This is a genomic window from Pseudomonadota bacterium, assembly GCA_018823285.1.
Taxonomy (GTDB): domain Bacteria; phylum Desulfobacterota; class Desulfobulbia; order Desulfobulbales; family JAGXFP01; genus JAHJIQ01.
The window spans coordinates 159,070-171,363 of the sequence record JAHJIQ010000003.1 but is presented as its reverse complement, the minus strand read 5'-3'; the positions used below and the strand labels follow the sequence as shown (position 1 = coordinate 171,363).

The following is a 12,294-nucleotide window of genomic DNA, read 5'->3' as shown; positions in this document are numbered from 1 at the left end:
AGAAAATGCAAGTAAGCAGATCGATTGTTGGGCAAGTTGTCGCCATCATCATTGTTTTTATCATGATAACTCTGGCAACCGGAGCAGGCGCGGTAAATATGGGCCCCATGGAACAGATCAGGGAAACTGTTGACCGGATTCTGACGATAATGAGGGATGAAAGCTTTTCCGCGCCGGAGAAGAAGGAAGAGCGGAGAAATGTGATTATGGCCGAGGTCGAGAAGCGCTTTGATTTCCGGGAGATGTCGAAAAGAACTCTTGCCAGGAACTGGAAGGAGAGAACTGCGGCTGAGCAGGAAGAATTCCAGAAACTTTTCTCCGAGTTGCTGAAAAACACCTATATCGGCAGAGTCGAGGCCTACTCGGATGAGCAGGTTGTTTATCCCAAAGTACTCCTCGACGAGAAGAGCGGCGACCGGGCCGTGGTTTACTCGAACGTGGTCAAAAACAATCAGGAGATACCGATTAACTACAAACTCTACCTGAATAACGGGGAATGGTTTGTTTATGATGTGGATATCGAGGGCGTAAGTCTGGTGAGAAATTACCGGACTGAATTCACCCGGGTGATCAGCAAGGAGAAGTATCCCGGTCTGATCAGGAGAATCAAGGAGAAGCTGGAAAAGAACGAGGAAGCCAGACAATAACCATGGCAGCTGAAAAAGGGCTTAAAGTATGCGATCTCGGAAACGAGGTGTTGGGCCAGATCTTCAAATTTCTCGATGAAAATGAGATCTCCGGCCTTTGCCCCTACCTGGAGCATATGATCTGGAAGAAGGGGGAAATCCTCATGAATGATGGAGAAGCCGGTGATTTCATGGGTTTTCTCCTGGCAGGAAAGCTGGCGGTCAAAAAGGAGACAAGTTTTCCCGGACGCTTTACCCTGGTCGCCATTCTCGACAAGGGCGCCATGGTCGGTGAGATCTCGGCCGTTGATCGAGGGCTCCGGACTGCCACCGTTGCAGCGATGGAAGATTCGGAACTGCTGATTCTGTCCTGTGACAGTCTTGATCGTCTTCTGCATGAAAACTCTCTGCTGGGCATTAAAATCCTCAAGCGGATAATCCATGTGTTAAGTCTCAGGCAGCGTCGCTCGTACGACAGGCTGTCGGCTATTCTTTGAGTTTCCCTCTATACATCCATCCCGGGGAATGAAATGCATCGCAGGGCCTTAAGAAAAAAGGGCGGCTGGACCTCTTTCAGGTTTTTTGGATCAGGCGCAGGAGGCGTTTTAGGCGGAGGGATTAAATTTCCAGAATCTCCTATTCCCTATGGCCTGCTGAGTGTTTTCCTGATTACCGCACTCACTCTGATCTTTTATTACAGATTCCAAACCGGCCTCTGGCTTGTCGCTGCGGCCGCCCCGTTATCATTTATTCCGGGAGCGGGAGCGTTCTATTTTGAAAGGCACCTGTTGAAACTCCAGGATCGACTTGAGAGGGATACCGGTCGACTCCAGGCTGGTTTTCTGGTCCTCTTTGCCTTCCTGATCGGATTCATTGTTTTTTACACCATCCTTTTCACCTACCCGATGGGGCTGTTGATCGGCAGTTATGCAGATGAAATGATCAGAGACCAATATGGGCGCTGGGTGATCAATCTGGTCATAGCCGTTTCTCTGGCCAGCTGGCTCCGGTGGCAGATCGTTTTGAAATGGCGCTGAGTGTTGTTTCAGATTGAGGCGCGGAAGCCTCTTGCAGGCCCCTTCCTGAGCAGGAAATCCCTGCTGCTTTAAGGCTCTTTGCGGGTACGGTTAAATCGCTTGACATCGAAAAAGAAAAACGTATAATTCACCGGTTTATACAGCGGGCTTGTCCATTCTTCCCCGGAGTTCTGTTTTGCAGGTACAACTTACTGAGATTCCTGAGGAAGGTCTTGAGCTGCAGGTGAGTGATGTTTCCTGGTTTCCAGACAGTGAGATCAAGAGATCCGGGAAACTGGAGGCCAGAATCTTTCTTGAGCGGCGCCAGGAACGACTGATGGCCAGCGGATCAATTGATCTGGTTTATGCGCTGGAGTGTGATCGCTGTCTGGAAGAATTTAATCTGCCGGAGACCATCGAGTTCAGTCTGACGCTTGAACAGGCTGGAGAGGCTGATGGGCAGGAGGCTAAAGAGTACCAGTGTGACAGCAGTGAAATGGACGTGGTGTTTTTTGAAGGTACGGCGGTGGACATAAGTTCCATCCTTGAGCAGCAGGTTGTTCTTGCCTATCCTGTCAAAAAGCTGTGCGCTGAAAACTGTCTCGGATTATGTGCGGGCTGCGGTCACAATCTCAACCTTGGGAAATGTGGGTGTCCTGACAAATCTGCTGAAACCCCATTCAGTGTATTGGGGCAATTGATCGACAAATAAAAAGATTCAAGGGGCGGGACAGTGATGTCCCGGCCGATTTCACGTAATAAATCACGGATGTAACTATATCCGGATATGGAGGAACAGATGGCATTACCCAAAAGAAGACATTCACATTCCAGAACCAGAAAACGTCGTGCCCATGATGCATTGACGGGACCGGCTGTTTCAACCTGCTCCAGCTGCGGCGAGCCGAAGCTGCCGCATACTTTATGTTCAGGGTGCGGGACATATAAGGGAAGGACTGTTGTCAAGCTAGACGAGGACGAGTTGGAATAGGGTGGCATAGTGCATATTGCGCTTGATGCCATGGGGGGTGACCGTGGTTCTGAGGAGTTGCTGGTTGGAGCTTACCAGGCAGTGACTGAATCAGATCTCGAGGTGACCCTTTTTGGTGATGAGAATACCCTTTCTTCAATCCTGAAAATGAACGGCCTGAACAATACAGGCCGTCTTCACATTGTCCATACCACTGAAGTGGTCGATATGGCCGAATCGCCTATAGATGCGGTTCGCCGAAAGCGGGATTCTTCCATTTCCGTAGCGTTCGATCATCAGAAAGCAGGCAAGGTTGATGCAGTGGTCAGTGCCGGCAATTCCGGCGCCACCATGGCTGCAGCGGTCCGTTCGCTCGGCCGGCTGAAAAATATCTCCCGACCTGGAATTGCCAGTATCTTCCCGACCCTGAAAAAACCGGTAGTCATGATGGATGTCGGGGCCAATGTCGACTGTCGTCCGAAGCATCTCTTTCAGTTCGGAATCATGGCCTCCGCCTTTGCCGAAGTCATTCTCGGCAGCGACAGCCCCAGGGTCGGCGTATTGAGTATCGGTGAGGAAAGAGGGAAAGGCAACAGTCTGGTGAAAAAAACCGACGAACTGTTCCGTCTGAGCTCCCTGAACTATATCGGCAATATTGAAGGCGGCGACACCTTTCTTGGTGACGTTGATGTGATTGTCTGCGATGGCTTTGTCGGCAATGTCTGTTTGAAGATCAGCGAGGGTCTTGCTCTTGCACTCACCAGCATGTTGCGGGAAGAGATATCGAAAAGTCCAATGGCCAAGCTAGGGTATCTATTGTCCAGAGGGGCTTTTTCCCGGTTCAGGAAAAAAATTGATTACGCAGAGTACGGCGGTGCCCCGCTCCTCGGGGTGAAGGGAACCGGTATCGTCTGTCATGGTCGTTCCAACTCCCAGGCAATCAAGAACGCCATCTTTGTCGCCTCTGAAATGGTACAGAATAAAGTGAACGAAAGAATCCTCAGTAATCTGGCCGAATCGGATATTGACATTGAAAGTGTTGATGGGAACGGGAGTGAGATTCCTGAAGGGGAGATGTCATGATTCGCGGGGTTATCCAGGGAACCGGCTCGTATCTTCCCGAATATGTGCTGACCAACGGTGAACTTGAGAAGCTCGTTGAAACTTCCGACGAGTGGATCACTTCTCGAACGGGAATAAGCAGCCGCCGGATTGCCGGGCCCGGTGAAGAAACATCGAAAATATCCGCCGAAGCCGCGCGGCGTGCCATGGCAATGGCCGGCATCACCGCCGAAGAGATCGGGATGATCATTGTCGGGACCATCACTTCTGAAATGACCATGCCTTCATGCGCCTGTCTGGTCCAGAAGGAGATCGGCGCGGTCAATGCCTTTGCCTTCGATCTGTCGGCAGCCTGTTCAGGTTTTATCTATGGTCTGGAGCTTGCCGACAAACAGATCCGGGCATATCCGGACAAAAAGATTCTGGTGATCGGCGCCGAAAATCTCTCGGCCAGGGTCAACTGGAAGGATCGTAATACCTGTGTGCTCTTCGGGGACGGCGCCGGAGCGGTGATCGTCGGTGCTGATGAGAGCGGCCGCGGCCTTCTCGCCAGCAAATTGTTTTCGGACGGCCGGCTTGGCGACCTGCTCTATATGAACGCGGCGCCGAGCATGAATCCCTACCTTGGTATGGACCGGACAGAGGCTGCTGATTTCGATCCCGCCAGGCTCGGTTGTCCTCGTCCTGATGATGGTTCCTATATCCGGATGTCCGGGCGGGAAGTTTTCAAGAATGCGGTTCTGGCCATGGAAAGCTCGATCGATCAGGTCCTGGAGGCGGCCGGAGTCAAAGGGCCGGATATCGACTGGATCATACCCCATCAGGCCAATATCAGGATTCTCCATAATCTGGGTGAAAGGATAGGCGTTCCGAAGGAAAAAATATTCATAAATATTCATAAGTATGGTAATACATCGGCGGCAACTGTTCCCATAGCGCTGGATGAAGCCAACCGGGGCGGGTTGCTGAAAAAAGGAGACCTGATCCTTACATGTGCCTTCGGCGGAGGTTTTACCTGGGGGGCTGAAATTCTCCGGTGGTAGGCGTCATTCTTCGATTGTAAAAAATATAAATTTGTAAATCCAAATTACGGGGTGAGCATGTGAATTACTTTCTTTCTGAAGAGCAGCAGATGATCGTGGACGTGGCTCGACAGATCACCGACGAGAAAATCATTCCTCAGCGCGCGGAACTTGACGAAAAAGAGGAATTCCCTACCGAGATCCTGAAGGAGGTCGCCCAGGCCGACCTCTTCGGTCTTTATATTCCAGAGGAGTATGGTGGTTTCGGGGGCGGCAGCTTCGATATGGTGCTGGCCCTTGAGCAGTTTGCCCGCGGTTGTGTGGGGATTGCGACGAGCTTTGCCGCCAGCGCCCTCGGTGCCTATCCGATTCTGATCTCCGGTAGTGAAGAGATGAAAAAGAAGTACATGCCCGTTATTGCCAGCGGCAAGAAGTGGGCCGCTTTCGGCCTGACCGAGGCCAACGCCGGCAGCGATGCATCCGGGATTCAGACCACGGCCGTCCTTGATGGTGATGAATGGGTATTGAACGGAACCAAACAGTGGATTACCAATGGTGGAGATGCCGAAATCTATTCGGTGATCGCCATCACGGATCGCACTAAAGGCCCGCGTGGGGCGAGTATGTTCGTGGTTGAAAGTTCCGACCCCGGATTTTCTTACGGCGCCAAGGAGAAAAAGCTTGGGATAAGAGCATCGTCAACCCGGGAGCTCATCTTCAAGGATTGCCGCATCCCGAAGGACCGCATGATCGGTCGCGAAGGGACCGGCTTTTTTACGGTGATGAAAACCCTCGACCTGTCCCGTCCCGGGATCGCCTCCCTGGGTGTCGGTCTTGGCCAGGCAGCCCTTGACGAAGCCGTCAATTACGCCAAACAGAGAGTTCAGTTCGGGAAACCGATTATCTCCTTCCAGGCCGTGCAGCATATCCTGGCCGATATGGCCATCCAGCTTGAGGCTTCCAGGGCCCTGGTTTATGCTGCGGCAAGGCATATCGACACCGGAGTCAAGGATGTGTCCAAGCCTTCCTCAATGTGCAAGGTGATGGCGACGGATATGGCCATGAAAGTGACCACCGACGCTGTCCAGATTCTGGCAGGTTATGGTTACATGCGTGAATATCCGGTTGAAAAAATGATGCGGGATGCCAAGATTCTACAGATATATGAGGGGACGAACCAGATCCAGCGAAACGTGATCGGGCAGGCGCTTAACAAGGAGTATTCAAGAAGCTGATGAAGATTCTAGTGTGTGTGAAGCAGGTGCCGGATGCCAAAGACGTTCGTCTGGATCCGAAGACCAATACCCTGGCCCGGGAGGGGGTTGAAAGCATCATGAACCCCTTTGACCGGCATGCTCTCGAAGAGGCGGTTCGGCTGAAGGAAAAACACGGCGGCACAGTGACTGTTCTGACCATGGGCCCTCCCCAGGCGGAAGAGACCCTGCGTGATGCGGTCTCCTGCGGCGCTGATGAAGCCGTTCTCGTTTCCGACCGGGCATTTGCCGGTTCCGATACCCTGGCCACGACCTACACTCTTTCCAGGGCCGTTGAAAAGCTTGGCGGTTTTGATCTGATACTTTGCGGCAAACAGGCCATTGACGGCGACACTGCCCAGGTTGGGCCGGGTCTGGCGCAGCGGTTGCAGATCCCTTTTGTCGCGTATGTTCGAAAGATCAATGATGTTTCCAGCGGGGTTATGCGGCTGGAAAGATTGATGGATGATGGATATGACGAGCTGGAAGTTGCGCTGCCGGTATTGCTCACTGTCGTGAAAGAGATTAACGAGCCGCGGGTTCCATCCCTGAAGGGCAAGATGAAAGCCAAAGGCATGAAGGCGGCAGTTTTAAATGCTTCAGATATCGGTGCAGACCCGGAACAACTGGGCCTGAACGGCTCACCCACCTGGGTCGTCAAGGTGTTTTCTCCGCAATTCAGTGCGGAGCGCTGCATGCTTGAAGGGACGGTTGATGAACAGGTTGACCAACTCCTGACAAAACTAGAGCCGCTTCTCTAACGATTTCTGTTTGTTCGTGGCAAAAGCGTTTTTTTTTTTCTGAAAGGACTTTGGCTCGCCCCCTTTTTTTCCTCAGAGAGGAATATGACAGATGACCTCTACATTAGATAAGATAAACGGGTTTTTTCATGTTAAAGATCGACATTGAAGCGTGTATCGGCTGCGGACTCTGCGAAGAGACCTGTACTTTCGGGGCCATTAAGGTCGAAGGCGGACATGCCGTGGTGGGGGACAGCTGCACCCTCTGCGGCAGCTGTGTCGATGTCTGTGAAGTTGAGGCCTTAAGTATTGACAAGGCTGAAAAAGAAGGCAAAGAGGATCTTTCTCAATGGTCCGGGGTCTGGGTGTATGCCGAGTTCCGGAACGGGAAGGTGGCGCAGGTTGCCTATGAACTGCTCGGGATCGGCCGCAAGCTTGCCGATCAGCGGAACGTGCCGCTTTCAGCAGTCCTGATCGGTTCCGGTTTTGCAAATGAGGCCGATGATCTTGTCGCTTACGGCGCGGACCGGGTTTATGTGGCCGATGATCCCGCCCTTGCCCACTTCACTGATGACGCCTACGGCAACGTCATGGAGGATCTGATCCGCGAGCATCAACCGGAGATTGTTCTGGCTGGGGCCACCGCCATTGGCCGCTCTTTCATTCCACGGCTTGCCACCATGCTCGGAACAGGATTGACCGCAGATTGCACCGGACTTGCCATCCGCGAGGAAGATGGAATGCTCCTGCAGACCAGGCCGGCATTCGGCGGGAATATCATGGCGACTATCGAGTGTCCGGCTAACCGACCGCAGATGGCCACGGTAAGACCCCTGGTGATGAAAGCAATTGCCAAGGACATTTCCCGCAAGGGCGAGGTCATAAAAATTGACCCTGATAAAACCCGTATCCAGTCCAGAGTAAGGGTTTTGCGAAGCGTCAAGGAAGAATCAGAACAGACCAACATCAATGAAGCGGATGTTCTGGTCGCAGGAGGACGTGGCCTTGAAAGTGAGAAAGGGTTTGCCATGATCCGTGAACTGGCCGCGCTTCTTGGCGGGGCGATCGCCGCTTCAAGGGCGGCAGTCGATAACGGCTGGATTGCCTATCCGCATCAGGTGGGACAGACCGGTAAAACCGTCTGCCCGAAATTGTATATTGCCTGCGGCATATCCGGTGCAATCCAGCACATGGTCGGCATGCAGTCATCCGATAATATTGTTGCCATAAATCGTGACCCGCACGCCCCGATCTTTGATGTGGCAACGTACGGGATCGTTGGTGATGTTTCCGTGGTAGTGCCGAAACTGATTGAACGCCTGAAGGAGCGCCAGGCAGGCGGGAGGAGCTGAAAATGAGCCTTGAGGGCAGAGTTGCGGTGGTGACCGGCGGCAGCAGGGGGATCGGCAGAGAGATCTGCCTGAAGCTTTCCGGAATGGGCGCTAGGGTTGTGGTGAACTATGTCAGTAACCCCGCAGCCGGTGAGGAGACAGTTGCCGCAGTTGCCGAGGCCGGAGGGGATGCAAAGCTGTACCGGTTTGATGTTGCCGATTCGGCCGGCGTTGATTCTGCGATGGCAAAAATTATCGAAGATTGCGGTCGGATCGATATAGTGGTAAATAATGCCGGTATAACCCGGGACGGTTTACTGATGAAGATGAAAGAATCCGACTGGGACCAGGTTCTTGATACCAACCTGAAAGGCGCTTTCAACTGCATCAAGGCGGTGACCAGGCCGATGATGAAACAGCGCTGGGGCCGGATCATCAATATCAGTTCGGTGATTGGTTTTCTCGGCAATGCGGGGCAGGTTAATTATTCCGCCGCCAAGGCCGGTCTGGTCGGACTGACCCGTTCTGTTGCCAGGGAGCTTGCTTCCAGAGGGATCACGGTAAACGGGGTTGCCCCGGGCTATATTGACACGGACATGACCAGCGGTCTGTCCGAGGAGGTCAAGGAGAAAATTCTTGCCGAAATACCGATGAAAGCCATGGGGTCTGCTGCGGATGTTGCCGCCGCTGTAGCCTATCTGGCTTCTGATGATGCGTGTTACGTGACCGGCCAGTTCATTCATGTGAATGGCGGCATGTTCATGGGATAATAAAGAAGTGTGATAAATTTTTTTGATAACTATTAAGGAGTAATACTATGTCCGCAGAAGCAAAACTTATTGATATTATTGCCGAGCAGCTGAGCGTTGATAAAGACAAGGTTGTTCCGGGTGCCTCGTTTGTTGACGATCTTGGCGCTGACTCCCTTGATCTGGTGGAGCTGATCATGGCCATGGAAGAAGCTTTTGATATTGAAATCGCAGATGAAGTCGCCGAAAAGATCACCACCGTCAAGGATGCCATTGAGCACGTCAACAAAGTTGCCGGTTGATTTTCTTGAAACAGTGAATTCAGTTTCAGGCTCTTTGATTAATATTTCCAGCCGCCACTGCTTGGCAGGGAGTGACAGGTGAACAGAAGAGTTGTAGTAACAGGGGCCGGTCTGGTGACCCCGCTCGGAACCGGAGTTGAGAAAACCTGGGAAGCCTTGTGTGCCGGGCGCAGTGGTGTTGGTCTGATCACCCGCTTTGACACAAGTGATTATGCGGTCAAGATCGCGGCCGAGGTCAGGGATTTCGAGGTCGAGAAATATATTGACCAGAAGGTGGCCAAGCATCTTGAACTTTTTGTTCAGTATGCAGTTGCTTCAGCCCTGATGGCCCGTGACGATGCCGGTCTGGTGATCACGGATGACAATGCTCACCGGGTCGGTGTTTACACCGGAAACGGCATCGGTGGACTGCCGACCATTGAGAAATACCACCAGATCGCTCTGGAGCGGGGGCCGCGAAAAATCACCCCATTTTTCATCCCCATGGTCATTTCCAATATGAGTGCCGGTCAGGCTTCGATCCTTCTCGGCGCCAAAGGTCCCAACCTTTCAGTCACCACAGCCTGCGCTGCCGGGACCCATGCGGTGGGTGAGGCGTATCGCGCCATCAGCAGAGGTGACTGCGATGTGGCGGTAACCGGAGGGAGCGAATCGACGGTCTGCTCTCTTGCCGTGGGCGGTTTCAATGCAATGAAAGCCCTTTCCAGGAGGAATGATGATCCGGAGCGGGCCTCCAGGCCTTTCGACAATGATCGGGATGGGTTTATTATTGCTGAAGGCGGCGGGATGCTGGTCATTGAAGAGCTGTCGCATGCCCTGAATCGTGGGGCACGAATTTATGCTGAAATCGGCGGGTACGGCTTGAGCGGTGATGCCTATCATATGGCGGCGCCTCCCGATGACGGTAACGGTGCGGTCCGCAGTATGCAGATGGCTTTGCAGGATGCCGGAATGGCTCCCGACGCAATCGACTATATCAATGCCCATGGGACATCGACTCCGCTGAATGATATTGTTGAAACAGGGGCCATCAAAAAGGTTTATGGCGGGCATGCGGAAAAACTTGCCATCAGTTCAACAAAGTCCATGACCGGACATATGCTTGGCGGGGCGGGAGGCATAGAGTCCGTTTTCACTGCTCTGGCCATTCACCATCAGATCGCTCCCCCAACGATCAATCTGCAGAATCCGGATCCCGGTTGCGATCTCGACTATGTGCCAAACGAAGCAAGAAGAATGGAGATCAGGGCTGCGATGTCCAACTCTTTCGGCTTCGGGGGCACAAACGCGGTGCTGGTGATGAAGCGGTTTGAAGGGTAGTTCAATTTTTTTCAGGTGGGTATGGTGAAAGTAGCTGTCGGATGTGATCATGGCGGATATTCAGTAAAGGCTTCGATCCTCTCGCTTCTTAAAGAGATGGGTCACGTGGTTCTTGATCATGGATGTGATTCCGAAGCTTCTGTCAACTATCCGGATTTTGCCAGGCTGGTCTGCAGTTCTGTGGAAGGCGGTGAGGCCGACCGGGGGATTCTGATCTGCGGGACCGGGATCGGCATGTCGATGGCTGCGAACCGTTCGCCCGCCATCCGCGGTGCCCTCTGCCATGAAATTTTTACCGCCAGAATGAGCCGTGAGCACAACAACGCCAATGTTCTCTGTCTTGGGGCGAGGGTTGTGGGACCCGGTTTGATTCTCGAGATTGTCAGAGCCTGGATGGTGACGGAATTTTCCGGCGGCAGACATCTAGGCCGGATATCGATGTTTTCCAATGATTGTGCCTGTTAAAGCAGAACACATGAACACAGTCAGGGCTGGTGTTTGAAAGTTGTTGCATACTATTCGGGAAGGATAGGCAGCCGGGTTGACAAACTCCGGCTTTTTCATTTGAGCCAGTCGTTTTTCAATTAACGCTGAGTCGAGCAGCTGGTCTGCTCGTACGAAACTAAGAATATCATGGGAACAAAAGTGTCTTACCTGAAAGAAAAAGATCCGCAGATATATCGCTCCATCAAGCATGAGCTCGACCGGCAGTCGTATCAGCTCGAACTGATTGCCTCGGAAAATATTGTCAGCGAAGCGGTCCTTGAGGCCCAGGGTTCCATCTTCACCAATAAATACGCCGAGGGGTATCCAGGAAAACGTTATTATGGCGGCTGTGACTATGCCGATCAGGTCGAGTCCCTCGCGATCAGCAGGGCGCTCGCGTTGTTCGGAGCAGAATATGCCAACGTCCAGCCCCATTCCGGCAGTCAGGCCAACATGGCAGTCTATTTTTCCACCCTGAAACCCGGTGACAAGGTTCTGGGTATGGATCTGGCTCACGGCGGGCACCTCACTCACGGCAGTTCGGTCAATTTTTCAGGCCAGCTGTATGATTTCATTTCCTACGGGGTGGATCGGGAAACCGAGCGGATTGATATGGCGGAGGTTGAAAGGCTCGCCGAAGAGCATCGTCCGAAAATGATCGTGGCCGGCGCCAGCGCCTATCCCAGAGTAATCGACTTCGCCGGTTTCCGGAAGATTGCCGACAAGGTCGGGGCCTATTTTATGGTTGATATGGCCCACATCGCCGGATTGGTTGCCGCCGGTGTTCACCCGAGCCCTGTCCCGCATGCTGATTTCGTGACCACGACGACCCACAAAACGATGAGAGGCCCTCGTGGCGGGCTAATCCTGGCCAAAGAGGAGTTCGGCAAGAGCCTGAACAGCAAGATCTTTCCCGGCATCCAGGGAGGGCCGCTCGTTCACGTGATTGCTGCCAAGGCGGTCAGTTTCCTTGAGGCCTTGAATGATGATTTCAAGGTGTACCAGAATCAGGTGGTGAAGAATGCTCAAGCCCTGGCAGAGAGTCTTGTCAAGTCAGGATTCAGAATAGTTTCCGGCGGCACCGACAACCACCTGCTGCTGGTTGATCTGGCCAGCAAGTCAATCACCGGCAAGGATGGCGAGGAGGCTCTTGAACGGGCCGGACTTACAGTCAACAAGAATGCGGTGCCCTTTGACAGTCAGCCCCGTTTTGTGACCGGAGGGATCAGGATCGGCACTCCGGCGGTAACGACCCGGGGGTTGAAGGTGCCCGAGATGGAAATGATCGGTTCCTGGATCAACCGGGCTCTGGCAAATATCGGTGACCCGCAACTCCTGGAGACGATCCGTCTTGAGGTCCGTGCGCTGTGTGAAAAATTTCCGCTGTATCCCGATATGGAACGAGGGGAGCGCTGAT

The 12,294-nt window shown here is 53.1% G+C and carries 15 protein-coding genes; all 15 read left to right on the top strand.

What is annotated here, in order from left to right:
* The first annotated feature begins 5 nt into the window (after nucleotides 1-5).
* The 15 genes from KKG35_01385 to KKG35_01315 all read left to right on the top strand — a co-directional run bounded on the left by KKG35_01385 (nucleotide 6) and on the right by KKG35_01315 (nucleotide 12,293).
* Nucleotides 6-647 carry an ABC transporter substrate-binding protein gene (locus KKG35_01385; protein ID MBU1736771.1) on the top strand — a complete coding sequence of 214 codons (642 nt, stop codon included), beginning with the start codon at nucleotides 6-8 and terminating at the stop codon, nucleotides 645-647.
* A gap of 2 nt (nucleotides 648-649) precedes the next feature.
* Nucleotides 650-1,123 carry a cyclic nucleotide-binding domain-containing protein gene (locus KKG35_01380; protein ID MBU1736770.1) on the top strand — a complete coding sequence of 158 codons (474 nt, stop codon included), beginning with the start codon at nucleotides 650-652 and terminating at the stop codon, nucleotides 1,121-1,123.
* 33 nt (nucleotides 1,124-1,156) lie between these two features.
* Entirely contained in the window at nucleotides 1,157-1,663 is a 507-nt protein-coding gene (locus KKG35_01375; protein MBU1736769.1) for a hypothetical protein, read from the top strand.
* Nucleotides 1,664-1,838: 175 nt separating this feature from the next.
* Nucleotides 1,839-2,354 (top strand): DUF177 domain-containing protein, encoded by a 516-nt coding sequence (locus KKG35_01370; protein MBU1736768.1) that lies wholly within the window; start codon nucleotides 1,839-1,841, stop codon nucleotides 2,352-2,354.
* Nucleotides 2,355-2,441: 87 nt separating this feature from the next.
* Nucleotides 2,442-2,633: a 50S ribosomal protein L32 gene (gene rpmF / locus KKG35_01365; protein MBU1736767.1), complete on the top strand. Its 192-nt coding sequence runs from the start codon at nucleotides 2,442-2,444 to the stop codon at nucleotides 2,631-2,633.
* 9 nt (nucleotides 2,634-2,642) lie between these two features.
* Nucleotides 2,643-3,695: a phosphate acyltransferase PlsX gene (gene plsX, locus KKG35_01360; protein MBU1736766.1), complete on the top strand. Its 1,053-nt coding sequence runs from the start codon at nucleotides 2,643-2,645 to the stop codon at nucleotides 3,693-3,695.
* Entirely contained in the window at nucleotides 3,692-4,717 is a 1,026-nt protein-coding gene (locus KKG35_01355; protein MBU1736765.1) for a ketoacyl-ACP synthase III, read from the top strand. Before plsX ends, KKG35_01355 begins: the two co-directional genes overlap by 4 nt.
* Nucleotides 4,718-4,776: 59 nt before the next feature.
* On the top strand, nucleotides 4,777-5,931 hold the full coding sequence (locus KKG35_01350) for an acyl-CoA dehydrogenase family protein (GenBank protein MBU1736764.1): 1,155 nt from the start codon (nucleotides 4,777-4,779) through the stop codon (nucleotides 5,929-5,931).
* The gene (locus tag KKG35_01345; protein ID MBU1736763.1) at nucleotides 5,931-6,710 is read left to right on the top strand and encodes an electron transfer flavoprotein subunit beta/FixA family protein; all 780 of its coding nucleotides are present in this window, start codon (nucleotides 5,931-5,933) and stop codon (nucleotides 6,708-6,710) included. The genes KKG35_01350 and KKG35_01345 overlap by 1 nt, the downstream gene beginning before the upstream one ends.
* A gap of 128 nt (nucleotides 6,711-6,838) precedes the next feature.
* Entirely contained in the window at nucleotides 6,839-8,041 is a 1,203-nt protein-coding gene (locus KKG35_01340; protein ID MBU1736762.1) for an electron transfer flavoprotein subunit alpha, read from the top strand.
* A 2-nt stretch (nucleotides 8,042-8,043) separates the two neighbouring features.
* A complete protein-coding gene (fabG, locus tag KKG35_01335; GenBank protein ID MBU1736761.1) occupies nucleotides 8,044-8,790 on the top strand; it encodes a 3-oxoacyl-[acyl-carrier-protein] reductase in 747 nt (248 codons plus the stop codon).
* Between the two features lie 47 nt (nucleotides 8,791-8,837).
* The gene (gene acpP / locus KKG35_01330; GenBank protein MBU1736760.1) at nucleotides 8,838-9,071 is read left to right on the top strand and encodes an acyl carrier protein; all 234 of its coding nucleotides are present in this window, start codon (nucleotides 8,838-8,840) and stop codon (nucleotides 9,069-9,071) included.
* 78 nt (nucleotides 9,072-9,149) lie between these two features.
* The gene (gene fabF, locus KKG35_01325) at nucleotides 9,150-10,391 is read left to right on the top strand and encodes a beta-ketoacyl-ACP synthase II (GenBank protein ID MBU1736759.1); all 1,242 of its coding nucleotides are present in this window, start codon (nucleotides 9,150-9,152) and stop codon (nucleotides 10,389-10,391) included.
* Between the two features lie 24 nt (nucleotides 10,392-10,415).
* Nucleotides 10,416-10,856 (top strand): ribose 5-phosphate isomerase B, encoded by a 441-nt coding sequence (rpiB, locus tag KKG35_01320; GenBank protein ID MBU1736758.1) that lies wholly within the window; start codon nucleotides 10,416-10,418, stop codon nucleotides 10,854-10,856.
* A gap of 180 nt (nucleotides 10,857-11,036) precedes the next feature.
* Nucleotides 11,037-12,293, top strand: coding sequence for a serine hydroxymethyltransferase (locus KKG35_01315; GenBank protein ID MBU1736757.1), 1,257 nt, complete (start codon nucleotides 11,037-11,039; stop codon nucleotides 12,291-12,293).
* The last annotated feature ends 1 nt before the right edge of the window (nucleotide 12,294 follow it).

Coding starts and splice junctions, on each gene's coding strand:
- KKG35_01385 (MBU1736771.1), top strand. CDS start 6: ATGCAAGTAAGCAGATCGATTGTTGGGCAAGTTGTCGCCATCATCATT.
- KKG35_01380 (MBU1736770.1), top strand. CDS start 650: ATGGCAGCTGAAAAAGGGCTTAAAGTATGCGATCTCGGAAACGAGGTG.
- KKG35_01375 (MBU1736769.1), top strand. CDS start 1,157: ATGCATCGCAGGGCCTTAAGAAAAAAGGGCGGCTGGACCTCTTTCAGG.
- rpmF (MBU1736767.1), top strand. CDS start 2,442: ATGGCATTACCCAAAAGAAGACATTCACATTCCAGAACCAGAAAACGT.
- KKG35_01355 (MBU1736765.1), top strand. CDS start 3,692: ATGATTCGCGGGGTTATCCAGGGAACCGGCTCGTATCTTCCCGAATAT.
- KKG35_01345 (MBU1736763.1), top strand. CDS start 5,931: ATGAAGATTCTAGTGTGTGTGAAGCAGGTGCCGGATGCCAAAGACGTT.
- KKG35_01340 (MBU1736762.1), top strand. CDS start 6,839: ATGTTAAAGATCGACATTGAAGCGTGTATCGGCTGCGGACTCTGCGAA.
- fabG (MBU1736761.1), top strand. CDS start 8,044: ATGAGCCTTGAGGGCAGAGTTGCGGTGGTGACCGGCGGCAGCAGGGGG.
- acpP (MBU1736760.1), top strand. CDS start 8,838: ATGTCCGCAGAAGCAAAACTTATTGATATTATTGCCGAGCAGCTGAGC.